Origin of the sequence: Bacillus sp. FSL R5-0593 (assembly GCF_038603755.1) — a bacterium.
GTDB lineage: Bacteria > Bacillota > Bacilli > Bacillales > Bacillaceae > Bacillus > Bacillus velezensis.
Genome location: NZ_CP152011.1, coordinates 1,307,192 through 1,330,793 on the forward strand (window position 1 = coordinate 1,307,192; position 23,602 = coordinate 1,330,793).

At 47.2% G+C, this 23,602-nt stretch carries 31 protein-coding genes; 29 read left to right on the forward strand and 2 right to left on the reverse strand.

Features of this window, described 5'->3' with window-relative positions; translation table 11 throughout:
* Positions 1-17: 17 nt before the first annotated feature.
* Complete coding sequence (locus NYE36_RS06725) at positions 18-608, reverse strand: ImmA/IrrE family metallo-endopeptidase (RefSeq protein WP_007407286.1); 591 nt, start codon at positions 606-608, stop codon at positions 18-20.
* A 148-nt stretch (positions 609-756) separates the two neighbouring features.
* Positions 757-1,095 (reverse strand): HTH-type transcriptional regulator Xre, encoded by a 339-nt coding sequence (gene xre / locus NYE36_RS06730; RefSeq protein WP_003154871.1) that lies wholly within the window; start codon positions 1,093-1,095, stop codon positions 757-759.
* 190 nt (positions 1,096-1,285) lie between these two features.
* On the opposite strand from xre, the gene NYE36_RS06735 reads away from it, so the two are divergent.
* From NYE36_RS06735 to NYE36_RS06875, 29 genes are all read left to right on the forward strand, one after another.
* Positions 1,286-1,465 carry a hypothetical protein gene (locus NYE36_RS06735; protein WP_031378816.1) on the forward strand — a complete coding sequence of 60 codons (180 nt, stop codon included), beginning with the start codon at positions 1,286-1,288 and terminating at the stop codon, positions 1,463-1,465.
* Positions 1,455-2,282, forward strand: coding sequence for a phage portal protein (locus tag NYE36_RS06740; RefSeq protein ID WP_053573483.1), 828 nt, complete (start codon positions 1,455-1,457; stop codon positions 2,280-2,282). Before NYE36_RS06735 ends, NYE36_RS06740 begins: the two co-directional genes overlap by 11 nt.
* A complete protein-coding gene (locus NYE36_RS06745; protein WP_031378815.1) occupies positions 2,182-2,982 on the forward strand; it encodes an ATP-binding protein in 801 nt (266 codons plus the stop codon). Before NYE36_RS06740 ends, NYE36_RS06745 begins: the two co-directional genes overlap by 101 nt.
* On the forward strand, positions 2,982-3,149 hold the full coding sequence (locus NYE36_RS06750; protein WP_003154863.1) for a hypothetical protein: 168 nt from the start codon (positions 2,982-2,984) through the stop codon (positions 3,147-3,149). Before NYE36_RS06745 ends, NYE36_RS06750 begins: the two co-directional genes overlap by 1 nt.
* Before the next feature lie 97 nt (positions 3,150-3,246).
* Entirely contained in the window at positions 3,247-3,588 is a 342-nt protein-coding gene (locus NYE36_RS06755; RefSeq protein WP_015239676.1) for a hypothetical protein, read from the forward strand.
* Positions 3,578-3,781 carry an XtrA/YqaO family protein gene (locus NYE36_RS06760; protein ID WP_007407280.1) on the forward strand — a complete coding sequence of 68 codons (204 nt, stop codon included), beginning with the start codon at positions 3,578-3,580 and terminating at the stop codon, positions 3,779-3,781. The genes NYE36_RS06755 and NYE36_RS06760 overlap by 11 nt, the downstream gene beginning before the upstream one ends.
* A 113-nt stretch (positions 3,782-3,894) precedes the next feature.
* Positions 3,895-4,407, forward strand: coding sequence for a sigma-70 family RNA polymerase sigma factor (locus tag NYE36_RS06765; RefSeq protein ID WP_012117362.1), 513 nt, complete (start codon positions 3,895-3,897; stop codon positions 4,405-4,407).
* A gap of 112 nt (positions 4,408-4,519) precedes the next feature.
* On the forward strand, positions 4,520-5,317 hold the full coding sequence (locus NYE36_RS06770; RefSeq protein WP_094032366.1) for a terminase small subunit: 798 nt from the start codon (positions 4,520-4,522) through the stop codon (positions 5,315-5,317).
* Positions 5,314-6,612: a PBSX family phage terminase large subunit gene (locus NYE36_RS06775; protein WP_064116092.1), complete on the forward strand. Its 1,299-nt coding sequence runs from the start codon at positions 5,314-5,316 to the stop codon at positions 6,610-6,612. The genes NYE36_RS06770 and NYE36_RS06775 overlap by 4 nt, the downstream gene beginning before the upstream one ends.
* 48 nt (positions 6,613-6,660) lie before the next feature.
* On the forward strand, positions 6,661-8,052 hold the full coding sequence (locus NYE36_RS06780; protein WP_094031916.1) for a phage portal protein: 1,392 nt from the start codon (positions 6,661-6,663) through the stop codon (positions 8,050-8,052).
* Between the two features lie 19 nt (positions 8,053-8,071).
* Positions 8,072-8,917, forward strand: coding sequence for an XkdF-like putative serine protease domain-containing protein (locus NYE36_RS06785; RefSeq protein ID WP_015417286.1), 846 nt, complete (start codon positions 8,072-8,074; stop codon positions 8,915-8,917).
* Between the two features lie 26 nt (positions 8,918-8,943).
* The gene (locus NYE36_RS06790; protein ID WP_007407274.1) at positions 8,944-9,879 is read left to right on the forward strand and encodes a phage major capsid protein; all 936 of its coding nucleotides are present in this window, start codon (positions 8,944-8,946) and stop codon (positions 9,877-9,879) included.
* Positions 9,880-9,895: 16 nt separating this feature from the next.
* Positions 9,896-10,279: a DUF3199 family protein gene (locus tag NYE36_RS06795; RefSeq protein ID WP_015417287.1), complete on the forward strand. Its 384-nt coding sequence runs from the start codon at positions 9,896-9,898 to the stop codon at positions 10,277-10,279.
* The gene (locus NYE36_RS06800; RefSeq protein ID WP_007407272.1) at positions 10,276-10,632 is read left to right on the forward strand and encodes a DUF3599 family protein; all 357 of its coding nucleotides are present in this window, start codon (positions 10,276-10,278) and stop codon (positions 10,630-10,632) included. The genes NYE36_RS06795 and NYE36_RS06800 overlap by 4 nt, the downstream gene beginning before the upstream one ends.
* Positions 10,629-11,132: an HK97 gp10 family phage protein gene (locus NYE36_RS06805; RefSeq protein ID WP_094032368.1), complete on the forward strand. Its 504-nt coding sequence runs from the start codon at positions 10,629-10,631 to the stop codon at positions 11,130-11,132. Before NYE36_RS06800 ends, NYE36_RS06805 begins: the two co-directional genes overlap by 4 nt.
* Positions 11,129-11,575 (forward strand): hypothetical protein, encoded by a 447-nt coding sequence (locus NYE36_RS06810; protein WP_015417289.1) that lies wholly within the window; start codon positions 11,129-11,131, stop codon positions 11,573-11,575. Before NYE36_RS06805 ends, NYE36_RS06810 begins: the two co-directional genes overlap by 4 nt.
* The gene (locus NYE36_RS06815) at positions 11,572-11,781 is read left to right on the forward strand and encodes a hypothetical protein (RefSeq protein ID WP_007610809.1); all 210 of its coding nucleotides are present in this window, start codon (positions 11,572-11,574) and stop codon (positions 11,779-11,781) included. The genes NYE36_RS06810 and NYE36_RS06815 overlap by 4 nt, the downstream gene beginning before the upstream one ends.
* The gene (locus tag NYE36_RS06820) at positions 11,781-13,178 is read left to right on the forward strand and encodes a phage tail sheath family protein (protein WP_007610810.1); all 1,398 of its coding nucleotides are present in this window, start codon (positions 11,781-11,783) and stop codon (positions 13,176-13,178) included. Before NYE36_RS06815 ends, NYE36_RS06820 begins: the two co-directional genes overlap by 1 nt.
* Before the next feature lies 1 nt (position 13,179).
* Positions 13,180-13,623 (forward strand): phage tail tube protein, encoded by a 444-nt coding sequence (locus tag NYE36_RS06825; protein ID WP_003154837.1) that lies wholly within the window; start codon positions 13,180-13,182, stop codon positions 13,621-13,623.
* Positions 13,624-13,699: 76 nt separating this feature from the next.
* A complete protein-coding gene (locus tag NYE36_RS06830) occupies positions 13,700-14,146 on the forward strand; it encodes a phage portal protein (protein WP_003154836.1) in 447 nt (148 codons plus the stop codon).
* A gap of 41 nt (positions 14,147-14,187) precedes the next feature.
* A complete protein-coding gene (locus NYE36_RS06835) occupies positions 14,188-14,340 on the forward strand; it encodes a hypothetical protein (RefSeq protein WP_015239684.1) in 153 nt (50 codons plus the stop codon).
* Complete coding sequence (locus NYE36_RS06840) at positions 14,328-19,292, forward strand: transglycosylase SLT domain-containing protein (protein ID WP_342496884.1); 4,965 nt, start codon at positions 14,328-14,330, stop codon at positions 19,290-19,292. The genes NYE36_RS06835 and NYE36_RS06840 overlap by 13 nt, the downstream gene beginning before the upstream one ends.
* Positions 19,285-19,944 carry a LysM peptidoglycan-binding domain-containing protein gene (locus NYE36_RS06845; protein WP_007610816.1) on the forward strand — a complete coding sequence of 220 codons (660 nt, stop codon included), beginning with the start codon at positions 19,285-19,287 and terminating at the stop codon, positions 19,942-19,944. Before NYE36_RS06840 ends, NYE36_RS06845 begins: the two co-directional genes overlap by 8 nt.
* A gap of 13 nt (positions 19,945-19,957) precedes the next feature.
* Positions 19,958-20,935 carry a hypothetical protein gene (locus tag NYE36_RS06850; RefSeq protein WP_015239687.1) on the forward strand — a complete coding sequence of 326 codons (978 nt, stop codon included), beginning with the start codon at positions 19,958-19,960 and terminating at the stop codon, positions 20,933-20,935.
* A complete protein-coding gene (locus tag NYE36_RS06855) occupies positions 20,935-21,201 on the forward strand; it encodes a DUF2577 family protein (RefSeq protein ID WP_007610818.1) in 267 nt (88 codons plus the stop codon). The genes NYE36_RS06850 and NYE36_RS06855 overlap by 1 nt, the downstream gene beginning before the upstream one ends.
* A gap of 103 nt (positions 21,202-21,304) precedes the next feature.
* Positions 21,305-21,730, forward strand: a complete 426-nt coding sequence (locus NYE36_RS06860) for a DUF2634 domain-containing protein (RefSeq protein ID WP_015417292.1) — start codon at positions 21,305-21,307, stop codon at positions 21,728-21,730.
* On the forward strand, positions 21,723-22,769 hold the full coding sequence (locus NYE36_RS06865) for a baseplate J/gp47 family protein (RefSeq protein WP_064116094.1): 1,047 nt from the start codon (positions 21,723-21,725) through the stop codon (positions 22,767-22,769). Before NYE36_RS06860 ends, NYE36_RS06865 begins: the two co-directional genes overlap by 8 nt.
* The gene (locus tag NYE36_RS06870) at positions 22,753-23,331 is read left to right on the forward strand and encodes a YmfQ family protein (protein ID WP_015239689.1); all 579 of its coding nucleotides are present in this window, start codon (positions 22,753-22,755) and stop codon (positions 23,329-23,331) included. The genes NYE36_RS06865 and NYE36_RS06870 overlap by 17 nt, the downstream gene beginning before the upstream one ends.
* Positions 23,328-23,600: a hypothetical protein gene (locus NYE36_RS06875; protein ID WP_060674884.1), complete on the forward strand. Its 273-nt coding sequence runs from the start codon at positions 23,328-23,330 to the stop codon at positions 23,598-23,600. The genes NYE36_RS06870 and NYE36_RS06875 overlap by 4 nt, the downstream gene beginning before the upstream one ends.
* Positions 23,601-23,602: the final 2 nt, after the last annotated feature.

Below are 23,602 nucleotides of genomic sequence, written 5' to 3' on the forward strand. Positions count from 1 at the left end.
CTGCCGGCGGAGAATCGCTAATTTTCAATAAAATACGGCGTTTTTTCTTCAGCGGCATGCAAGTGTGTCTGTCCGCTTTCATAATACACATTCGGCCGCTTGTCGGATAACAGACAAGCGAGCCGCTTCTGAAATTGAATACCTGCTTTACGCCGTTCAAACAGCTCGAGTCTTTTTTCCGCAAATGATGCCGTCACCCGGAAAGCGGCTGCGATTAAAATAACGGCATGGCTTCTCCGTTGGGGAAGCTCCATGTTTAACAGCATAAAGGTCGGCACACAGAAGTGGTACATAAAATGGTTGGCCTGAAATTCCTGCAGTTCCCTGAACAGCTTGTTCATATGAAAATGGTTGCCGGTATGCTTCAGCACATGGCACAGTTCGTGCGCAAAATCCTGCCATTGCTCTTCGGGTGACTTTCTTTGATTCAGGACGATGCTGTACATGCCGTCCCGCTTCAGCATCATACTGTGCGTATCTTCAAAATGAATCCAAATGTCAAGCTCCTTGGCAATCATCTGCATATCAATATGGAGAGGGGCGGTCATTCCCATGCGGCAATATAAGTTTTTGACGTATTCCTCAAGATGTGTTAAAAAATCGCCCAATTGAATACACCCTTTCGAACTTATGTTCTTTTTCAAGCGAGAAAGAAAAGCCCTGATCGGACTTTGAATCAATTCCCTTTTCTTTTAAAAATAAACATTCAGCTTTTATATCGGCTGAACGTTAAGCAATTTAAAGGAAAAGAGCGGATTATTTATGTTTCGGCCTGCGGTTTTTCTCTTTTTCTTTTAAATAATTAATGAATTCAATGGCCTGCTGCTTGCTTTCCGGGGAAAAGTCCTGCATGTCCCGATATGCGATCTGCAGGTCGGGATCGGCAAACATGTCTTCATCTGAAGGTTCTTTTCCGGTTAACAAATAATCAGTCGACACTTTGAAATAATCCGCAAGCTTTTGCAGCGTGTCGTAATCGGGTTCAGATCGGCCGTTTTCATAATGAGAATATCTGGCGCGCGAGACACCGATATGATTTGCGACTTCTTCCTGTGTTTTCTTTCCTCTGAGACTCTTTAATCTTCCGCCTATCATCCGAATGACCTCTCTTTTTTCAACACCCTAAGTTACTTATGATTATAGATACAAAATGTATCAAAATAAAGGGTTGATAAAAAAAGTATCAAAAAGGTCTTGATGATACGAAAAGTATCGTATATAATCAACATCATAAGGATACGAAATGTATCAAAATACGATAAGAAATTGATCAGGAGGGTGAGAGATGAAGCCGATAATCATCCGTTTCAGCAGCAATCCGGCTGACCAGAGATGTTTAGGAAAAGCAGGCGGTTCGATATCTTTTACCGCTTGCGGACTTCCGGTATTCCGATTTGATAACCGATTGCAGTATGAACGCTATATAGGTCTGAAGAAAAACGGAGACGTCCCTTATGAGTCGTAAAAGCTACCCGTTTTTCATCTATTCCGGATTATTGAATTCAGAACATTACGACAAAATAGGATCGGCCATTTGGCTGTTTTTATGGTTCATCAGCTCAACGACAAAGGAACACGTAAAAGACGGCGTAAAGTGGGGGATCGTCCTCGGTCATAAGCCCTTAAAAGCAAAAGAAATGGCCGACGTATTTGCCGTCAGCGAAAAAACCGTCAGACGGTGGCTTGAGGTTTTGGAACAGCATGAATATATCAAAACCGTCCGCGCCCCTTACGGACTCATCGTCTCCGTAAAGCACTCGAAAAGATTCACGCCGAAAAAGACATTGACCCGCCCAGAAGCAACTGACCGGACAATATCGGCGGATCACCGGGACAAAAATGTCCGGAGAGAAATAGATATAACAAAAAATCATACTGCTGAAGAAGCGATTAACGACATTGCCGCCCATTTTATCAGATTAAGGTCTGTACAGGAGGGGCGGAGCGTATACCCGTCGCCCCGGGATTATCAGGCCATCGCCCGTATTGTTTCCCTCGGTGCGTCAGCACAAGAAGCAATCAAATGGCTCGGCGAATGCTTTACCGCTTTTGAACAGCGGCGCACCTCTTCAGCTGAAACGATCAAGGCTTTCAGCTATTGCGCCAAGTATATGGAAGACCGCTTGAATGCACGAATTGCGGGAAGGACAATCACAACAAAAAAAGAGAGGAATACGATACATGACAAAACGAACGATCGAGCAGATACTGGCCGACCTGAAAAACGGAAAACGTCCATTACTGGCGGACAGACCGGAAGAATCAGACGAAAGCCGCTTTGACTGTCCGCTCTGTAAAGATCAGGGCGGTTATCTCAAAAACCAGCTGGGAATGGATGTGTGGGTTAAGTGCCGCTGCGCCGCCGAACGAAAAGCAGAGCGCATCCTCAGCGCAAGTGAGATTACAGGCGCCTTTCGGAAGCTGGACTTCAAAGGATTTATCACGCGGGGCAAGCCTCAGGCAGTCGTCGACGCATATGAGTGCGCCCTTGAATATGTTGAAAACTTCGACAAGATTAAAAACTGCCGGAAAAACAGCATTGCCCTTTTAGGGCGTCCGGGGTCGGGAAAAACCCATCTTTTGACCGCTCTCAGCAATTATGTCATGAGACAGATGCAGACACCCGTGCTGTATTTTCCTTTTGTGGAGGGCTTTACGGATTTAAAAAATGATTTTGATCTGCTTGATGCAAAGCTTGGCCGTATGAAACAGGCGGATGTGCTTTTTATTGACGATCTGTTCAAACCGCTGAACGGAAAACCCCGGGCGACCGATTGGCAGATTGAACAAATGTACGCCGTCGTGAATTACCGTTATTTAAATCATAAGCCGGTTCTTATCTCGAGCGAGCTGGCCTGTGACGGACTGGTGCAGGTTGATGAAGCCTTGGGCACAAGAATTTATGAGATGTGCAGCGATTATTTAGTCATCATTAATGGCAATTCATTTGACGTAAACCACAGATTAGAGGGGGCGAGATAATGTGTAAGCTGTGCGGGCCGAAGAAGGTCATTGTGACGGAAACGGGTTTCGGCGCTGTCTTTCACCCTTGCCCGAACTGCAAAACAGGCACTGATTTAACGCCGGTCATTAAACGTCTTGAGCGAATGGTTCAAGACGCAAAAGCGAGGCTTGATGCACGTGTATAAATATATTAAATGGCTTTTTTGCCTGCTGTTCAGGGCGAAACGGATAGAAAAGCAAATTGAAGCATGGCATGAGGCTGATGGAAAGTGAGGATAACCATTGCAAGAAAAACACAGCCCCGCTCCATGGCGGGCCGTACACAGCGGAGAAGAAAAACCCATTTACATTTATTCCGCTTACAGCGAAGCGGATAAAGAGAAGTTCCCTTATTCAAACGGAAGGCTCATCGCGGCCGTTTTCAACTTAAGTTCATACTCTCAGCAGATCAACGCGGCATTGATGGCAAAGGCCCCGGAACTTTTTGAGGCGGCCGAAACGGCTCTCCGCCTGCTCCGGGGAGAAAGTTCTGAAGAAAAAGAAGCGTTCATAAATGAGCTCGGAAGCCTCATACATGAAGTAAACATCCTGAAAAAAACGGAGGACGTAAAACATGAATCCTAAAAAACTGACTGACATTGAACATACAACATTACAAAGCCAGCTGGAAGAAGGCAAGGTGCGGGTCATCATTGTAGACGGACTGAAGAAGGAAGCATGGCTCGCCGAAGCGCCGGAGCACGGCAAAACGCTTGTCGAAACGCGAAAAGGAGATCTGGCCCGGGTTGAATATGAAATCGGCTTTAAATTGAATTAATCGAAAAAAACAGAATACGTCCAAGACGGAAAGCCTGCGGACACTGATCAATCGCGTATATGCTGCGCATTGGTTGGTGTCCTTTTTTTGTTCCGAAAAAGAGGAGGATCTGCATGGAAGACTTACTATTTGAATATAAACGCACGCTGAAAGAGACGAAAAAGTGGTACAAGCAGCTGGAGGAAGCCGATGAAACGGTGCTTACTTCAGAAGAACTGAAAGATAAAAAAATCATCAGAACGATCATTACAGATGTGGAATATGTCATCGAATGGCTTGAAAAAGGCCGGCAGCCCGGCATAAGAAGGGCGATAGACCGAAGAGACGCTTATCAGAGAATGCTGATTAAAGATCCTAGAATCATAGAAACCTATTCGCAGGCGCTGATGTTTGAACCTTCCGCAAATGTGACTGAAGAAGACAGAATCAGACTGCGGGACGCATTAGCCGTTTTAACGGATAGAGAAAAAGAAATGCTGCTGCTCCACAAAGCGGAATGCTTTTCATATGAACGGATCGCCGCCTTGCTGAACGTAAAGAAATCAACCGTACAGACGACGGTCAAACGGGCGCTTCTGAAAATTCAAAAACAGCAGGAACAAAGAAATCAATCGCCTGCTTCATAAGTTGTCATACGTTTGCCACCTAGAAGTGAACAGACGATCACAAAAAGCGGCCCGATTAGAAGCCGCTTTTTATTATAGACAATCATGTCGGAGGTGGCGGTGATGCCGTAGCATGAAAAACGCAAAAAGAAAACAGGCATTTACAATCTATCAGTCTCATAAAGGCCGCATCACAAATTGCGCCCTTGCCGGCAAATCAGGCGTATCCGCAAGAACGATCGGCAGATGGAAAAAAGAAGGGCGCTGGGACGAGGCGCTTCATAAGAATGCGGAAAGCGGCGAAAAAAACAACCCGGGCGAAGGTGATGAGTTAAACGAACGCCAGCGGCTGTTTTGTCTTTATTATGTGAAAAGCTTTAACGCCACCCAATCTGCGATAAAAGCCGGGTATTCACCGGAAAGCGCGCATGTGACGGGAAGCAGGCTGTTAAAAAACGAAAAAGTCGCCAAAGAAATCAGCCGCATGAAAAAGGAAATGGTCAATAAAGTGTTTGTCGAAGCGATGGACGTTCTTCAAGTCTATGTGAAAATCGCTTTCGCCGACATTACCGATTATGTAACCTTCGGAAAAAAAGAGGTTCAGGCCTTCGGAAAATCAGGGCCGCTCTTTGACGAAAATGATCAGCCGATTATGCAGGAAATCAGCTACGTTGACGTTAAAGATTCGCACCTTCTGGACGGAACCATCGTCACAGAAGCAAAACTCGGAAAAGAGGGCATTGCAATCAAGCTTGCCGACAAGATGAAGGCTCTTGAAAAGCTGTCCTTGTACTTTGACCTTTTCCCTGATCAATTTAAACAAAAAATCGAAAATGAAAAATTAAAGCTGGCACAGCAGAAGATGGAAAAAACAGAAGACAGCCAAAAGCCGATTGACATTGTCATTACGCGGAAAGAGGAACGGTCATGATTGAAAAAGCGGTCAACCCGCGCTTTGAAGATTATTTGTTCAATTGGAATGAAACGTACCAATTTCTCGTCGGAGGCTACGGCTCGTCAAAAAGCTATCATACCGCGCTGAAAATCATCCTGAAGCTGCTTCGTGAAAAGCGGACGGCGCTTGTCGTGCGGGAAGTTTTCGATACGCACAGAGATTCTACTTTTGCCTTGTTTGAAGATATTATCGGGGAGCTTGAGCTGGGACATGCCGTAAAGGCCGTGTCTTCACCGATGCAGCTGAGATTTTCAAACGGAAGCCGGATTATGTTTAAAGGGATGGACAACCCGGCCAAATTGAAATCCATTCATCATATTTCACTGATTTGGATTGAAGAATGCTCTGAAGTGAAGTATGAAGGCTTTAAGGAGCTGATCGGGCGTCTGCGCCATCCCGAGCTTTCGCTTCATATGATATGCACCACAAATCCCGTCGGCACCTCCAATTGGACGTACCGGCATTTTTTTCGTGATGACCAAAAAAAACGGTTCGTATTGGATGATCAGACGCTGTATGAAAAAGGCACCGTCGTTAAGGGAGATACGTATTACCACCATTCCACAGCGTGCGATAATCTGTTTTTGCCGAAAAGCTATATTAAGCAGCTGGACAGTTTACGGCATTACGATCCCGATTTATACCGGATCGCCCGCAAAGGACAGTTCGGCATCAATGGCATCCGCGTGTTTCCGCAGTTTCAGGTCATGGAGCACAACGAAGTAACGGAGCGGATTGCTTCCATCAGGCGCCCCCTGTTTCGGACCGGCATGGATTTCGGTTTTGAAGAGTCATACAATGCGGTCATCCGGCTTGCCGTCGATCCGGATCAAAAAGAGCTTTATATTTTCTGGGAGTATTACAAAAACAAAATGACCGATGATCAGACAGCTGAGGAGCTTCAGGAATTGGCGGATCAAAAAGAGCTGATCAAAGCGGATTCGGCTGAGCCGAAAAGCATCCAATATTTTCGCAGGCAGGGCTTTTGCATGGTTGCGGCCAAAAAGTTTCCGGGCTCAAGACTTCAATATACAAAAAAACTGAAACGGTTCAAACACATCTATTGCTCAGACAGCTGTCAACATACGATCCGCGAATTGCAGAACTTAACGTACGCAAAAAACAAAAACGGCGTTCTGTCGGAAGATGAGTTTTCAATTGATCCCCACACACTTTCAGCCATTTGGTATGCGCTGGATGACTATGACGCGGCGGATTTGAAAGATGCATCACAAAAACGGAGACGTCCGAATCGGGAAAGGAGGAGGTAGGCGTTGCCGAACTATCAAAACGTTAGAGCCACCGTCTTTAAATCAAAAATGGCCGCGCCGCAGGCAAGGCAGATGAACGAAGATCAATTTGCCGATCTGTACGGCGAAGACATCATTTCACCGCCCTATAATCTCATTGAACTGAAAACAATCGCCGAATACTCGACGATTCTTCAGCAGTGCATTGACGCGTATCGGGTCAATATTACGGGTTTTGGGTTTGATGTGGAATATACCTTTGATGTAAATAGCCCGGATTGCTCCCCGTCAAAAAAGGCTCGGGCCGAAAAAAACTGGATGAAGCTGGAGAGCTTTTACAAATGTCTTCATTTTGATGAATCGGCCGAGACGATCCTCGGATATGCGATAGAAGACCGTGAAAAAACGGGCAACGGTTTTCTCGAAGTGCTTCGGGACGGGGCGGGAAAACCGGCGGGGATTGAATATCTGGATGTGAAACATATGCGCGTGTGCGGTGTGACTGATCCTGTTGAAGTCACATTTTCATATGAAGAAAACGGCGCATCCAAAACGATTAAAAGGCAAAAACGGTTCCGTAAATATGTTCAGATGCTGAACGGTCGGAAAGTGTTTTTTAAGGAATACGGCGACCCCCGCATGATGGACATGAGAACCGGCGAATACGTAAAGACCCTGTCTGAAGAATACCGGGCAAATGAAGCCATTCACTTAAAAATCGGCAGCGGCACTTACGGAATTCCGCGCTGGGTCGGCAATATCGTCAATCTGTACGGCGCCCGGAAAGCGGAAGAACTGAATTTTATGTATTTCAAGCAGGGCCGTCACGTGCCGGCCGCCATTACGGTTGAAAACGGCATGCTGTCAGAAGCATCGTACAAAGAGCTCCAGGATTATATGAATGACCTGGAAGGGGTGGAAAACGCCCACAAGTTTCTGCTGATTGAGGCGGAAGGCATTGCGAAGGAAAAAGACCTTCACGGAGGCGAAGACATTACGCCCGTGTCTGTGGAAATTAAATCACTTGCGGAAATTCTGCAGGATGATGCGCTGTTTCTTGAATATGACGACAAAAGCAGAAATAAACTCCGTTCCGCTTTCCGTCTCCCGCCGCTTTATACGGGCGAGGCGCAGGAATACAACAAAGCCACCGCCGATACGGCACGGAAAATAACGGAGGAGCAGGTGTTTCAGCCGGAGCGGAAAACGCTGATTAATAAGCTCAACACGTTATTTTTGCCTGAACTGGGTCTCCACGATGTACAGCTCACATTAAAAGGGCCTGATTTTCGCGATCCGCTTGAAATTGCGAAGGTGCTTACGCCATTTATTTCCGCCGGCGCGGTCTCTCCTAATGACCTCCGTGATCTGGCCGGAAGAGTGCTCGGCAAGACGCTTGAGGAATGGCCTGAAGAGTACTACAGCCGGCCGGTGCTGAAAGGGAAAAAGGAGCAATCCTGAAAGGGGGTGAAAACATCTCGTGCCGAGAGAATTGAGAAATGCCGTCATCAGTTTTGTGAGCTATGTCGATAAGGCGGCGAACCAAACGGAATTCTTTTTTACAAAATCAGCCGGAGGCCTTCCGTCATTTGAAAAAAAGGTGCAGGTGTTTACAAAAAACGAATCGGATGAGCAGAAGCTTGTTTACGGCATCGTTTACGAGCCGGATGTCCCGGATGCCCATGGTGATTATATGACGGCTGAAGAGATTGAAAAGGCCGCCCACGGTTTTTTGGCGGACGCCCGCAACATCGATACAAATCATAATTTTGAAGGCGGGACCGGCGAGGTGGTAGAGTCGTACGTCGCTCCGGATGACTTTGAAATCGGGAATGCTGTGATCCGGAAAGGATCTTGGGTGCTTGTCACCAAAGCTTCCGATGAAGTATGGGATCAGATTAAAGCCGGTATCATTACGGGCTACAGCATGGCGGGAACCGCTGACGTTTACGAAGAGCCGGCAGAAAAGCAAGCCGGCTTATTCGGCGCGGTCAAGCAATTTCTCGACCGTGACCGCAAATCAAGAAACCGCAAGGGAGAGGACTTGAACAAGATGAGAAAAGAAGACGTAAGAGAATCGATTGAACACGCGCTGCACCCGCTTTTAAAGCGGCTTGACAGCTTGGACCAAAACACGGAAGACAAAGACGGGGCGGCTGCGCCGTCTGATGAAGAAAAGCTGAAAACGCTTGTTGAGGACATGCTCGCCCCGATTATTAAACGCATTGAAGCGCTTGAAAAAGTAAGAGGCGCATCAAAGCAGCCGGAAGAAGAGACGGGCGGCCAAGAGCCTGTTAAAAAATCCATTTGGAGCGGACTGCTTTAAGCCCAGTCAGAAGGAGGAACTGTAGAGTGAGAAATCAAGATATCATCAGAAAGGCGGAAATGTCACTTTCCGCTTTAAAAAGCGGCGGTTTAATGAACCCCGCACAAGCTTCAGCATTTATCCGCATGGTGCAGAACACGCCGACTATTTTCAGCGAATCGCGTGTGATTCAAATGGAAAATGACTCGCAGAAATTTGAAAAAATCGGTTTCGGCCAGCGGATTCTGCGTGCCGCTGAGGAAGGAAAAGCCTTAACTGACGATCAGCTGACCGTCCCGGCAACAAGTACGGTGCAGCTGAATACGAAAGAAGTCATTGCGGAAATTAATATCACCTATGACACGCTTGAAAACAATATAGAAAAAGACGGCCTGCAGCAGACGATCATGCAGATTTTGGCGGAGCGGGCGGCAGTCGATATTGAGGAGCTTGTCGTAAACGGCGATACATCTTCTTCTGATCCGTACTTGGCACAGCTTGACGGAATCCGTAAGCAGACTGTATCTCATGTCATTGACGGAAACGGGGAAGAGCTGTCCAGAGCCACATTTAAAAAAGGCTTAAAAGCCATTCCGGCAAAATATTTGCGCCTGCCTCAGGAATTCAGATTTTACACATCTCAAGGCATGGAGATTGAATGGAAAGACCGTGTGGCTGACCGTCAGACCAACCTGGGGGATCTTGCGGTGCAGGGCGGTTTGTCTTCAGCATTCGGCGTTCCGGTCAAAGGAGTGTCCAATCTGCAGCCGTACTCGGTCGGAGAAGGTGACTCCCAATACGATGCGTCTGACATCATTTTGACTCACCCAAAAAATATCATTCTCGGTTTTTCACGGAATATCCGAATCGAAGTAGATAAAGATATTCGCAGCCGCAAATTTATTATCGTACTGACGGCTAAACTTGACAGCAAATTTGAAGAAGAAGATGCAAGCGCCAAAATCGTAAACGTTAAAGAATAAGACGGGGGTGGCAGTTATGTTAATTCAGCCGTCTGACGTTGTTTCATATTCAGTTTATGATCAAGTCAAAAACAGGCCGGAGCCGCTTCTTATACAGGACATTCTGGAGGCGGAGGCGGAAGCGGCAAGAATGGCGGGGCATTCGTTCACTGACCCTATTTACTCACCGCTTCCCGAAAAGATTAAGCTTGCGTTATTAAAGCTTTCTCAATATTTTGCGCTGATCAACCAGAATGAAGCAGCCGCTTCCGCCTATCAATCTGAAAAGATAGGCGACTACTCGTATACGGTGGCAGGTGAAGGCGGAATCCGAAAACCGGCGGTGCGCCATCTTCTCTGTGAATATATCACGCCGGGTTATTCCCCGGTTTCTGCAAACGCAAAGGTGAGACCTTTATGAGCTACGAACGGCTGCTCACTGACAGATGCGATATTTATCATGAGACGGTGTCAGTTCCGAAGGCCGGACGCTTCGGGATTCCCGCCGAAAAGCTCCAGCCTGTCTTTTCTTATCCGGAAGTGCCCGACGCTGAAGACGTGCCGTGTCTGTTTGTTGAAAAACAGCAGCAGCTTATTCAGCTTGCGCCTGATCATAAGGTATATCAGCGGTTTCTCGTTCATTTTCCGAAAGAGGCCGCTGTGCGTGTCAATGACAAAATCATTTGGGAAGGACAGGCGTATATTCTGGAAATGCCGAAGAAAGCAAGACAGCACCATTGGGAGGTTATCGCTGTGAGAGATGACAGACTATGAGCATAAAAAACCTTGAGCAATGGAATCGGTCGCTGCAAAAGGCATCATCCGGAGAATTTACCCGTCAGGCAGGCGAATGGCTGGAACAGTCAGGAGAGGATTTTCTCGACATGGTACGGGAGGAGCTTATTCATTCGGGAGGAATTGATACAGAAAACCTGCTGTCTTCTTTCCGAAAAGGAGCGCAGGATCATGTATGGATCATTGAAAACGGGGGACTGACCCTTGAAATCGGCACCAATGTAGAGTATGCCTCATTCATAAATGACGGACATTGGACCGTCTCAGATGAAAATGTCAGATGGGTGCCCGGGTATTTTCAAGGCTCCCGGTTCATCTATGATCCGTCAGCTTCAACGGGAATGGCGCTCAAAAAACAGTGGATCAGCGGGAATGGGTTTTGGGACAAAGCCCTTCTTATGTATGAAACACTCTTCGCCGAATCGCTGGACAAGCGTTTCAATCAGTGGCTTAACACGTTGGGGGGAGATATCGGATGAATCGCGAAACCGGTTCAATCGCCGCTTTTTTGTATCAGCAGTGCGGCGTGCCCGTATATGAAAATGAACTGCCTGAACAATTTCAGGTGCCGTCACTATACATTCCGCCCCCATTTGTTTTTGACGAAAATGATACAGTCTCCACTTATAAGAAAACGTACAGTCTGAATGTGAAGCTGTTCCATGCCGACTCGGTGCAGGCGCTCTATGCAGCCGACCGGATCGCCGATGCGGTGAGAGAATCAAGACAGCTGATTCCGCTGCTTACGGAATCAGGGGAGGATACCGGTGATTTCGTCCGCATCAGCCGTATCGAAACAAGAGTCGGAGACAAAGGCGAGGCAGTGATCACAATCCGCTGGACGAGCCGCTACTACTATCAGAAACAAACATCTCCCGCACTGCGGGATGTGGACATTAACAGCGGGGTGAAAGAAAAGTGAAACAACATAAAAAGAAAAATGCCGCAGCGGCGGAACGAGCGGTTCTTTATGACACGGCGGATTTAACAAAGCACGCGAAGGAGCTTTTCGGCGTAAAACCTGAGATTCTCCAGGGGGCTTTATTCGGCGTGAAGCAAAAACAAATGACAAAAGCGCAAGCCAAGTCTTACATTGAAGCATTTTTAACCAAGGAGGTCATGCAATAATGAACGGCGGAACATTTACGCAAGGAAAAGAAAAAGAACGTGCCGGAATCTATTTTAACTTTAAAACAACCGCCCAGGAGCGGGTATCGATCGGTGAACGCGGGATTGTCGCCCTTCCCGTCGCATCCGGCTGGGGGGAAGCGAAAACATTCGTTTCCATTTCAAGCATTGAAGATTTGAATAAAAAAGTGGGGCTCAGTATTGAAGATCCGTCACTGATTCTGCTTCGTGAGGCGAAAAAGAAAGCAAAAACCGTTTTGATGTACCGTCTGACAGAGGGAATCAGAGCGAGTGCCGATCTTTCGCAAGGTGTTAAAGCAACCGCTTTGTACGGCGGTTCAAAAGGAAATGACATCATCATCCGCATCAGTGAAAACGTCCTTGATCAGACCGCTTTCGATGTGACCACTTACATGGATGAAGCGGAAGTTGACAAACAAACGGTGAAAAAAGCCGAAGAATTAAAAGCAAACGGCTATGTCACATTTACGGGAACGGGCGAACTGTCGGCTTCCATCCCGCTGACAGGCACTGAGGAAGAATCCGGGGAAACGTTAAACCCGCAGGCAGGCATCCGTCTCGCGGGCGGAACTGATAAAGCACCGGTCAACTCAGACTATACGGATTTTTTAGCTGCTGCTGAAACGGAGAATTTCGATGTCATCGCTCTTCCTGTCGCGGAAAACGATCAGCTGAAAGCGACATTTGCCGCATTCATTAAACGCCTTCGCGATGCGCAGGGACAGAAAGTGCAAGGGGTGACCGCCCATTACAGCGGCGATTATGAAGGCATTATCAATGTGACTGAAGGTGTGCTGCTGGAAGACGGAACCGAGATTAAAGCTGAAGATGCGACCGCCTGGGTGGCAGGCGCAAGTGCCAGCGCCGCATTTAATCAATCCTTAACATTCGTTGAATACGAAGGCGCCGTCGATGTGCTGCACCGCCTGACTCATGATGAAGTGATCGAACGTCTTTCCAAAGGTGAATTCCTTTTCTCTTATGATGCCCGTGATAAGTCAGTCAGCGTTGAAAAAGATATCAACTCATTGGTGACATTTACGGCAGAAAAAAACAAAAAGTTCGCGAAAAACAAAATCGTCCGTGTGCTTGATGCGGTGAATAACGATTTGACACGTGAACTGAAAGCCTTAATTAAATCGAAAAAAGGCACGGGCAGCGATCTTCCTGCGACAAATGACGGTCTTCAATTCGTTAAAACGATGATCATTCAATATTTGACTACGCTTCAGGATGCGGGCGGCATCGCCAACTTTGATTCAGACAAAGACATTACAATCGGGCTGAATGAAGACCGCGACGGCTTTTTAATTGATCTCGCCGTACAGCCTGTGGATGCGGCAGAAAAATTCTACTTTAACGTGGAGGTAAACTAAGATGGCATTAAAAGCGCAAAACACGATTTCAGGAAAAGAAGGCCGTTTATTTCTCGACGGAGAAGAGATGGCGCATATTAAAACGTTTGAAGCAAACGTGGAAAAAAACAAATCAGAAGTAAACATCATGGGCCGCCGCATGACGGGACATAAAACAACAGGCGCCAACGGAACGGGCACGGCAACATTCTATAAGGTCACATCCAAATTCGCCGTTCTTATGATGGATTACGTCAAAAAAGGCAGCGACCCGTATTTTACGCTGCAAGCCGTTCTTGATGACAAATCATCGGGCCGCGGAACAGAACGCGTCACTCTGTATGACGTCAACTTTGATTCTGCAAAAATCGCCGGACTGGACGTAGACTCAGAAGCACTCGAAGAAGAAGTGCCGTTTACTTTTGAAGATTTCGATGTGCCGGAAAAGCTTTCTGAAACGTTTTAATTAAGATCGGTATGAGTGAAACAGGCCTTTTTACAGGCCTGTTTTTTATAAAAAAAAGAGTAAGGGAGTTTTCATCATGAGCGAAAAAAACGAACAAGTATATGATCTGTCATTCTTTATGCCGGGTAAAACAGTCGAGGCTGAGGAGATTCGGGTTCCGCTTTCAAAGCGTTTTGTCGATAAAAAAGGAAACATCGTGCCTTTTATTTTTAAAGCCATTACGACTGAGCGCATTGATGAACTGGAGAAGGAAAGCACGACATATAAAAATGTGAAGGGCAGAGGCCGAGTAAAAGACTTAGACAGCCAGCGCTTTTATGCGCGGATCGCGGTTGAATCTACGATTTACCCTGATTTCCGGTCTAAGGAGCTCCGCGACGCTTACAAAACGGCAGATCCGGTCGAGGTGGCAAAACGCGTGCTTTCAGTCGGCGGTGAGTATGCAAATTGGCTGAATAAAGCGATTGAGATCAACGGTTTTGAAGATGAATTAGAAGATCTGGAGCAAGAAGCAAAAAACTGATAAAAGATGGGAATAAGGAAGCCGTGTATCTCTATTACGCGATGCATGAGCTTCATTATTCTCCATCAGAACTGAAAGAGTTATATGAAGCACCGAGACATTTTAAGGCGCTGTTGTACGGTTTAATCGGTTACAAGCTGGACATTCTTGAAAAACAAGCGAAGAAAGGGGGAGCGACATCATGGCAAAGCTGACCGCCCGTTTTGAATTGGAAGATCGGGTTTCAAAGAAAATAAGGAAAATCCAAAATGGCTTCAGAGCGCTTGAGAAATACAGGAAAATGACAAAACGCCAAAGTGAAATTGATATACGCAAAGAGAGTAAATCTGTTTTAAGAACAATTGACCGCATCCAGCGCTCTATGAAAAGAAAGCTGGGCGCACAAATGATCTCTATTTCAGCTGAAGACGGAGCCAGTGCCGTCATTCAAAAGGTGCAAACCCAATTAGCGGATCTGCCTGCGTCTTTAACCATTAAAATAGGAGCAAAAGACAGCGCGACAGCGGCATTTGAGAGATTGCGGGATCTGGCTGCCGGTTTTAAAGGATTTACCGTTTCACTGTATGCGTCAGACGAAGTGACCCCTGCCATGGAACGTATCAAACGCTATATGCAATCTGCGTTAAAGAACGGGTACTCTGTCACTATACGCGTCATAGATCACGTCATGAAAACAGTCGGCCGAATTTCAGCGGGCATTGATTCGCTGACGGGAAAAAACAATGTTATTCAATTATCGTTAAACGAAAAGGTGACAGCACAGCTGGCTGCAATGCAAAAGAATATGCCGGACGGCGGAAAAGCTTCTGCATCTGCTGCTCCTGCTTCGCCGAAAAACGATTTTTCAATGCTTGACTCCATTGCAGACACCTTCATGAAAAAAGTCAATGACATCGCATCCAAATTTTATCCGGAAACAATCATAGCGGAACTGGATAAATTCGCTGCAAGCTTTATGAAGAAAGCGGACGAAATCGCAAGCAAATTCAGCCCGGCAACGATTTTGGCAGAGCTGGACAAGTTCACAACATCATTCATGGGAAAAGTAGACGAAATCGCGAGCAAATTCAGCCCGGCAACGATTTTAACCGAACTGGATAAGTTCACAACGTCATTCATGGGAAAAGTGGACGAGATCGCAAGCAAATTCAGCCCGGAGACGATATTAGCCGAACTGGACAAGTTCACGACCTCATTCATGGGAAAAGTAGACGAAATCGCGAGCAAATTCAGTCCGGCAACGATTTTAACCGAACTGGACAAGTTCACAACATCATTCATGGGAAAAGTAGACGAAATCGCGAGCAAATTCAGCCCGGAGACGATTTTGGCAGAGCTGGATAAGTTCACAACGTCATTCATGGGAAAAGTGGATGAGATCGCAAGCAAATTCAGCCCGGCAACGATATTAGCCGAACTGGACAAGTTCACGACCTCATTCATGGGAAAAGTGGATGAGATCGCGAGCAAATTCAGCCCGGCAACGATATTAGCCGAACTGGACAAGTTCACAACATCATTCATGGGAAAAGTAGACGAGATCGCGAGCAAATTCAGCCCGGAGACGATTTTAGCAGAGCTGGATAAATTCGCTGATTCATTTATGAAAAAGGTAGACGGGGTTGTGAGTAAATTCAGTCCGGAGACCATATTGAAAGAACTGGATAAATTCACTGATTCATTTATGAAAAAGATAGATGACGTTGTCAGCAAATTCAGCCCGGAGACCATATTGAAAGAGCTGGATCATTTTACTGATTCGTTTATGAAGAAAGTCGACGACGTTGTCGGCAAATTCAGTCCTGATAAGCTAATCGACCGCGCCGAACAATTTGTAAATGACACGATTGACCGAATTTCTGAGAAATTCGATTTTCTCAATCCGGATATGATTTTGGAAAAAGTGGAGCAGTTTACATCCTCACTGTTCGGAGGCATTGATAAAAAGTTCGGCAAATTCAGTCCTGATGCGATCATCGAAAAAGCTGAGGCATTTGTTGATAAAATTGTCAGCAAGATTGCCAAGAAATTTGAGAAATTCAGCCCGGACAAAATCATCGAAAAAGCCGGGGAATTAATAGAAAAAATATTTTCAGGAATCGCTGAAAAATTAGGCAAACTCAATATCGGCGGACTATTAGGAGGCGGCACGAAAAAAGAAAAGAGTAAGGGCGGCCTTACTGCCGGCGGCTCCAACGGCCCGAAGCGTCCTGATCTGACAAAGGGTTCACAGCGCACGGTAACAGCGCCAAAATCTTCAGGAAAGTCAGCCAAAAAAACCGGCGGGGCTTTGGGGGGCTGCTGCTGCTGTACCGGAGTGACGAGGGGCAAAAGCAGTAAAGTCGAAGGGCGAAATAAATCCTCGAAAAGAGGTTCCTCCGTAAAGGAAAGCAAACAGGCATCCGTAAATACGCCGAAAACAAAAGGGGCAGGTAAAGGCATCGGTGGGCTTTTGAAAGGCTTAGGAGATTCAAAGGCGCTAAAAGGCGGTATGAAAGGGTTAAAAGGTGCCGCTAAAGGAATTCCCGGCATAGGTGAATTGTTATCACTTACTGATTTAGCCGGCATCAATAAAGATAATGCAGGAGAGAAGGTCGGCTCAGCAGGCGGCGGTCTTGCCGGAGCCGCGGCCGGAGCGGCAATCGGCAGCGTTGTTCCCGGAGTGGGCACATTAATCGGCGGCGCGGTAGGCGGCATCGCCGGCAGTTTAGGCGGTTCCAGCTTGGGAGAGGCCTTTGATTCAGGAGCTTTGAAAGACACGTGGAATGATATTTCCAAAGCGGCGCAAAGTGCTTGGACAACAATACAAGATACTTGGGGAAGCGTTTCATCCTGGTTCATGGAAAATGTATGGACGCCGGTTTCATCGGCTGTCGTCGGAGTGGCGACAAGCATCTGGTCAAATATCGTGAATGCGTGGACGACGATTCAAGGGATTTTCAGCACGGTGTCATCCTGGTTCATGGAAAATGTATGGACGCCGGTTTCATCGGCTGTCGTCGGAGTGGCAACCAGCATCTGGTCAAATATCGTGAATGCGTGGACGACGATTCAAGGTGTCTTCAGCACAGTATCCGGCTGGTTTATGAGCACGGTCTGGGGGCCCGTAAAATCGGCTGTCGTCGGAGTGGCGACGTCCATTTGGAGTAAAATCACAGGAGCTTGGGATAAAATTAAATCCGTTTTCAGTACGGTTTCCGGCTGGTTCATGGATACTGTCTGGAATCCGGTGAAAGACATGGTGAAAAATGTCGGTAAAGGAATATCAGATGCTTTCCAGACTGCTTTAGATACGGTAAAGAATATATGGAAAGGGTTAAGCGGCTGGTTTGAGAAACATATAAAAGAACCTCTTGTAAAAGTGGGAACGGCCATATCAGATGCTTTTTCTGCAGCATTCGACTGGGTGAAAAAGATTTGGGATAAAACCGGCGGCAAAATGATTTCAGGCATAATGAACTTTGTCACAGGAGGCGGCGGAGATAAAAAGAAAAAAACGGACAAAAACGCCACAGGCGGCTACATTACAAAGCCGACCATTTCCTGGATTGGTGAAGCCGGTAAAGAATTTGTCATTCCCGTTGACAACAATCGCGGACGCGGAAAGATGCTGCTTTCACAAGCTGCGTCTAAGCTCGGCATGCGTGTTGTCGATGATATGGGCGCGGCTTCGGCTCAGTCTTCTGCTGTTCCGGCGGGAGCGGGCGGTGTTTCTTCTTCTGCATCTGTATCGGCAGCAGCGTCTGTAGAGGCATCCGGACTTGGCGGGACGGCTTCATCACTCGGCAAACAGTTTACTGAAGGCTTTGACAGCGGAATCAGCAAAAAAGCGGTGGATATGGACGGCTGGAAGGAAAAAAACATCGGAACGCCGTTCAATGCCCTCATTTCGTCTTCATCCGGTTACGGAAAGCAAGTCGTTGCGGGCTATGCGAAAGGTCAGAATACTTCGCCGATGGGCACCGATTCATTTTTAAAAACAAAGGTGAAAACACCTTATCAATCGGCGGTTAATCAATCGTCATCATGGGGCGCCGCAACGGTGAAAGGATATTCGGCCGGACAGAATGCAAAAGATACGGGAACGTCGCAATACGTAAGCACACATATCAATAAACCGTTTGTGCAATCAAGAGATTCCGCGAACGGCTGGGGGTCAGGCCTGATCGGACACTTCGTATCAGGGATGACTGCAAAAGGAAGCGAAGTCAAACAGGCGGCCAAAGATATGGCCAAAAAAGTCGAGGACGCATTCAGAGAAGAGCTTGATATTCACTCTCCTTCCCGTGTCATGATGAGCCTCGGGCGCTTTGCTTCAGTCGGCGTCGTCAAAGGTCTCGGCTCAGTTGACGTAAAAAAATACGCCGAAAAACAGGCAGGCTCGCTTGCAGCAGCCTTTTCCGGCATGGGTGCAGCGGGAGGAAGCGTCAAAGAGTGGCTTTTGGCCGCAATGAAAGCAACCAATACGCCGATCAGCTGGCTTCCGGGATTAATGACGATCGCACAGCATGAGTCAGGCGGCAACCCTAATTCCATTAATCTATGGGACAGCAACGCCAAAGCCGGACACCCGTCACAGGGGCTTATGCAGACGATTCCGAGCACCTTTGAAGATCACAAAGCGCCGGGCATGAATGATATCAGAAATCCAATTCACAACGCCGCTGCCGCTATCGGCTATATTAAAAGCCGATACGGCTCGATCAGCAATGTCCCCGGGATTAAAAGTATGGCTCACGGAGGCCCTTACGTCGGTTATGCCAATGGGGGTCTGATTACCAAGGAGCAGATCGCCCGTGTCGGCGAAGGGAACAAACGGGAGTGGATCATCCCTGAAGAGCGGGGCATCCGCGGCCGTTATCTGCTGCAAAAAGCCGCTCAGGCGCTCGGCATGGAAGTGTCCGATCCGTCCCAGACGGAACCGGCGGCGCTTTCAGCCGGCACGGTTTCCGCAGCCGTTAAAGGCGGCGGACAAACCGTTCAAAAAACGGGAACAAAAGAAATTAAAATCGAATTCAGCGGCGATCAGCATTTCCATAACGGACAGGACGCCGACAGCCTCGCCGCCAAAATCAAACAGGCGCTGATTGATGAACTGCAAAAAGACATTTATACCGGAGCAAAGGGGGCCGTTGCTTTTGACTAAATCTGTTTACGAATTTTGGCTGTCTCAGGGGAAGGACAAGCTCCGGCTTCCCGTTCTCCCTGAAGCGATTGATATCGCAAACAGCGTGCAGAATGATTCCGTAAAAGTCACCGGACTTGGAGAGGTGACTTTTATCGAAGAACCGGGAGCGAAAGAAATTTCGTTCTCTTCTTTTTTTCCGAAACGGTACAGCCCGATTGCCGAATATCAAAGCATCCCTTCGCCGGAAAAAGCCATTTCAGCCATTGAAGCATGGATGAAAGCGAAAAAACCCGTTCAGTTTTTGATTACAGGAACAAAAATCAATGTCACATGCAGCATTGAAAGCTTTAATTACAGCGAAGGTGACAATGAAATCGGCGACCGGAATTTTGATATCGTACTAAAAGAATATAAAACCGCTTCGCCAAGAAAAATCAAACAAAAGAAAAAAACGAAAGCGAAGCGCCCGTCCAAAGCTTCACCCAAAACATATACCGTCAAAAAAGGGGATACGCTTTGGGACATCGCCGGCAAGTTTTACGGAAAACACACGGAGTGGCGGAAAATCTGGAACGCGAATAAAACCGCCATGATTAAGCGCAGCAAACGGAATATCCGGCAGCCGGGGCATTGGATCTTCCCGGGGCAGAAGCTGAAGATACCGCAATGAAACGGGTGAAAAGATGATTGAACTATTTGTCATAAAAGAAACGGAGTGGCTCGAGCTTGTCACAGAAAGCGTCACGCTGGAAGGACACAGATATCAGGCGCCCCGCTCCATCGAAGCAACGATTGTCGTAAAGCAGGGCAGCCAGACGTATTACGGCGTATCAGAAGGGGATACGGTTTTGTTCAAATGGAACGGAAAAGAGCTGTTCCGCGGCGTTGTTTTTGCAAGAACGCCCGATGAGCATACCGTCGCCTTCACCGCATACGATATGCTTCAATACCTTGTGAAAAACCAGGACGTTTACGTGTTTTCCAACAAGCGCGCCGATCAAATATTAAAAAGGATCGCCAGCGATTTTCAAATTCCCGTCACATCCATTGCCAACACAGGCCATACCATTAAATCACTCGTTTTTAAAAATGATACAAGCCTTTACGATATGATGCTAAAAGCGTTAAAGCAGACAAAAAGCCAGACGGGACGCAATTATCAGCTCTATTCAGAAAAAGGCAGGCTCGGCTTGCGTGAATGGCCGGAGCCGTCTGACATATGGGTGCTGGAAACAGGAGTTAATATCACAGGGTATCAATACAGCACCTCAATTGATGACACCGCAACCCGTGTCGTCATGCGGCTGCAAAAAGACAATAAAACGATAAAGGCTTCCGCGTCAGACAGCGCGGGCATGAAAACATTCGGCGTTTTGCAGTATACCGAAACGGTTTCTGACGACATTAACGAAGCCCAGCTGAAACAGCGCGCAAAAGTGAAGCAGGCTGAGAAAAAAGGCGTTAAGAAAGAGCTGAAAAATATACAGGCGATCGGTATTCCTGGGTTGGAAAGCGGATTGCCTGTCTATATCTCAATTCCGGAAATCGGGCTGAAGAAAACCTATTATGTAGATACGGACCGCCATGAATTCCAAGGAACAAAACATACCATGACGATTGACGTCACGGAGAAAAATTCACTTCCGGAGGGGACATCCTGATGAGATTAAGTGATGCCATTAAACATTTAGCCGTCGGAGCGGTTGACGCCGAAGCACCGGTGGAGCTGATGCCGGCCGAAGTGACCTCCGTTTCGCCGCTTGAGCTGAAACTGAAAGATCACGACAAACTTTTGATTCCGTCTGATGCACTCATTGTGCCGAAGCGGCTGAGATCCGGAGAAGATGATCAGCTCCAGGCGGGAGATCGGGTGATGACCGCCGCTTTAACAGGAGGGCAGTCTTTCTTTGTACTGGACAAAATTTAACCGGCGTTCGGACGGAAATGTAAGAGAATATCAGCCTATTAAAGCCGCTTCATCATCCGAAGAGGGCTTTTTTACATGATCAAATCTAAAAGGAGCGGGTGCAATGGCCCTGACACCGGAAATCGAATTTGAAGATTTGGAGGATGCGAGTGAGGCCATTGAAACTTCACAAACCTACCGAATTGATTTTGAAAACAACCGGATTACCAATGAACTGATAAACGGACTGGACGCAATCAGACAATTCGTCTATATCGCTCTTCACACAGAACGGTATTCATATTCGGTTTTCAGCCATGATATCGGAAATGAACTGCAGGAAGTGCTTTCAGATCAGAACACGACGGATGCTTATAAAAAAATGGAGATTCCAAGACTGATAGAAGAAGCCTTGCTGTATGATGACCGTATTTTGGCTGTTACCAATTTTGAGATTGAGAAAAAAGATGATGCCTTCACCGTCTCTTTTACCGTTGAAACTGATGAGGGCATGCTTGAGATAGAGGAGGTGCTGGGTGAGGATGTTTGAAGCTCAGACGTTTGACGACATTATGGACAGAATGCTGACGCGCATTACGGCAGATATTGATACGAGAGAAGGCAGCGTCATTTACAATGCGCTCGCGCCTGCGGCCGCTGAGCTCGCAAAGTCTTATATTTGGCTTGATACCGTGCTGGAGCTCGTGTTTTCCGATACGGCTCAGGGAGAATTTCTGGACAGGCGGGCTGCTGAAGCGGGAATTGAACGAACACCTGCCACAAAAGCGGTCAGAGCCGGAGAATTCACAGCGGGCATCACCATTCCGCCAGGCTCTCGTTTCTTCGTTGATAACCTGTATTTTCAATATACGGGGGATGGAACGCTTGAATGTGAAACAGCCGGTGAAGCGGGCAATGCCGGCATTTCAGGGCAGAACCTGCTGCCGCTTGATACGATACCCGGGCTTGAGAAAGCAGTCGTGCGCGATATATTAATTCCCGGCCGTGAGGAAGAAGATGACAACAGCTTAAGGGCGCGCTATTTTACCCGTGTCCGCCGGGAAGCAGTCAGCGCAAATAAACAGCACTATAAACAATGGGCCGAAGAGGTGGACGGCGTCGGCAGGGCGAAAATCTTCCCGCTTTGGAACGGAGACGGAACGGTGAAGGTTGTCATCACAAATGCGAATTTGGAACCGGCATCAGATATTCTGATCAAGAAAGTAAAGGATTATATTGATCCGGACGAAGGGCAGGGAGAAGGACAGGCGCCGATCGGAGCGGCAGTAACGGTGGAAAGCGCCGTATGGAAGGAAATCGAAATCTCCGCTTCCGTGCTGCCTGAGCTGAACAGCTCGATCGATGACGTGAAAGCGGAGATTGAAAAAGGCGTCCTGAATTTATTTAAGAAAATGGCCTTCGAAGAAAACACCGTCCGTTTATCACAAATTAACAACATCGTTTATAACTCGGCATCCGTCAGTGACTATGCCGATATCAAAATGAACGGTGCGGCGGAAAACCTCGTGCTCAGTGACGTGGAAATTCCTAAACTCAAAGAGGTGACAATCCTTGAGCAGACTCGATGAGATGACGGCGTACCTCCCGCCGTTTTTAACCCGATTAAAGGAAATGGCACAACTGCTTGAGGCGGAAGCTCCCGAGTTTGAGCGGCAGAATAACGATATTTTCGATTTGACAGATCAGCTCTTTATCACGACGGCGACGTGGGGGCTTGAACGCTGGGAAAAAATATTAAAAATACCGCGGGAATCAGGTGACACGGAGGATATGAGACGGCTCAGGCTGATTTCAAAGATGTCGAATATTCCGCCCATCACACATCAAGCGATCGAGCAGGCGCTAAACCGTTTTTTAAAACATCCGTCAGCTTACGTTCGGATGTTTCCGGGGCAGTATCGTTTTTATGCCGATATCGGGCTTGATGACCTGCAGCACATGAACGAGCTGATTGAAACGCTTGAAAAAATCAAACCCGCTCATTTGGCGTATACACTGAGAGCTGCATTAAACGAAACACTGGAAATCAAAGACCGTGTCATTCTCAACAATCGGAGATACCGAAAAGTCAGTGAACTGAAGGTCGGTTATTCCGTCACACTCAACAATAACGAGGTGGTCTTACCATGATATCAGCCGCTTACAGACAGCGTGCCGCAGCCGATCTGAAAAACAGGATCACAAAAGTGCTGTTAAACGGAAAAGAAACTCCGATTGCGGACATTTCCGTAAAAGAAGCCGCAGTCACCGTTCTCACACGCAGGGAAGAAGACGTCAAACACATTGAAACCGTGCAGATGCTTGACGAAACAGGAAGCGTCATTACAGAACGAAAAACAAATTTAGATCTCAGCAATAACAGAACGCTTGATTTAAGATTTACCTTTGAGGTGGTGTAACG

Coding starts and splice junctions, on each gene's coding strand:
- NYE36_RS06765 (WP_012117362.1), top strand. CDS start 3,895: ATGGAAGACTTACTATTTGAATATAAACGCACGCTGAAAGAGACGAAA.
- NYE36_RS06875 (WP_060674884.1), top strand. CDS start 23,328: ATGATATCAGCCGCTTACAGACAGCGTGCCGCAGCCGATCTGAAAAAC.
- NYE36_RS06735 (WP_031378816.1), top strand. CDS start 1,286: ATGAAGCCGATAATCATCCGTTTCAGCAGCAATCCGGCTGACCAGAGA.
- NYE36_RS06850 (WP_015239687.1), top strand. CDS start 19,958: ATGATTGAACTATTTGTCATAAAAGAAACGGAGTGGCTCGAGCTTGTC.
- NYE36_RS06745 (WP_031378815.1), top strand. CDS start 2,182: ATGACAAAACGAACGATCGAGCAGATACTGGCCGACCTGAAAAACGGA.
- NYE36_RS06800 (WP_007407272.1), top strand. CDS start 10,276: ATGAGCTACGAACGGCTGCTCACTGACAGATGCGATATTTATCATGAG.
- NYE36_RS06835 (WP_015239684.1), top strand. CDS start 14,188: ATGCATGAGCTTCATTATTCTCCATCAGAACTGAAAGAGTTATATGAA.
- NYE36_RS06825 (WP_003154837.1), top strand. CDS start 13,180: ATGGCATTAAAAGCGCAAAACACGATTTCAGGAAAAGAAGGCCGTTTA.
- NYE36_RS06760 (WP_007407280.1), top strand. CDS start 3,578: ATGAATCCTAAAAAACTGACTGACATTGAACATACAACATTACAAAGC.
- NYE36_RS06820 (WP_007610810.1), top strand. CDS start 11,781: ATGAACGGCGGAACATTTACGCAAGGAAAAGAAAAAGAACGTGCCGGA.
- xre (WP_003154871.1), bottom strand. CDS start 1,095: ATGATAGGCGGAAGATTAAAGAGTCTCAGAGGAAAGAAAACACAGGAA.
- NYE36_RS06770 (WP_094032366.1), top strand. CDS start 4,520: ATGAAAAACGCAAAAAGAAAACAGGCATTTACAATCTATCAGTCTCAT.
- NYE36_RS06775 (WP_064116092.1), top strand. CDS start 5,314: ATGATTGAAAAAGCGGTCAACCCGCGCTTTGAAGATTATTTGTTCAAT.
- NYE36_RS06855 (WP_007610818.1), top strand. CDS start 20,935: ATGAGATTAAGTGATGCCATTAAACATTTAGCCGTCGGAGCGGTTGAC.
- NYE36_RS06750 (WP_003154863.1), top strand. CDS start 2,982: ATGTGTAAGCTGTGCGGGCCGAAGAAGGTCATTGTGACGGAAACGGGT.
- NYE36_RS06810 (WP_015417289.1), top strand. CDS start 11,129: ATGAATCGCGAAACCGGTTCAATCGCCGCTTTTTTGTATCAGCAGTGC.
- NYE36_RS06830 (WP_003154836.1), top strand. CDS start 13,700: ATGAGCGAAAAAAACGAACAAGTATATGATCTGTCATTCTTTATGCCG.
- NYE36_RS06795 (WP_015417287.1), top strand. CDS start 9,896: ATGTTAATTCAGCCGTCTGACGTTGTTTCATATTCAGTTTATGATCAA.
- NYE36_RS06860 (WP_015417292.1), top strand. CDS start 21,305: ATGGCCCTGACACCGGAAATCGAATTTGAAGATTTGGAGGATGCGAGT.
- NYE36_RS06740 (WP_053573483.1), top strand. CDS start 1,455: ATGAGTCGTAAAAGCTACCCGTTTTTCATCTATTCCGGATTATTGAAT.
- NYE36_RS06840 (WP_342496884.1), top strand. CDS start 14,328: ATGGCAAAGCTGACCGCCCGTTTTGAATTGGAAGATCGGGTTTCAAAG.
- NYE36_RS06780 (WP_094031916.1), top strand. CDS start 6,661: ATGGCCGCGCCGCAGGCAAGGCAGATGAACGAAGATCAATTTGCCGAT.
- NYE36_RS06805 (WP_094032368.1), top strand. CDS start 10,629: ATGAGCATAAAAAACCTTGAGCAATGGAATCGGTCGCTGCAAAAGGCA.
- NYE36_RS06865 (WP_064116094.1), top strand. CDS start 21,723: ATGTTTGAAGCTCAGACGTTTGACGACATTATGGACAGAATGCTGACG.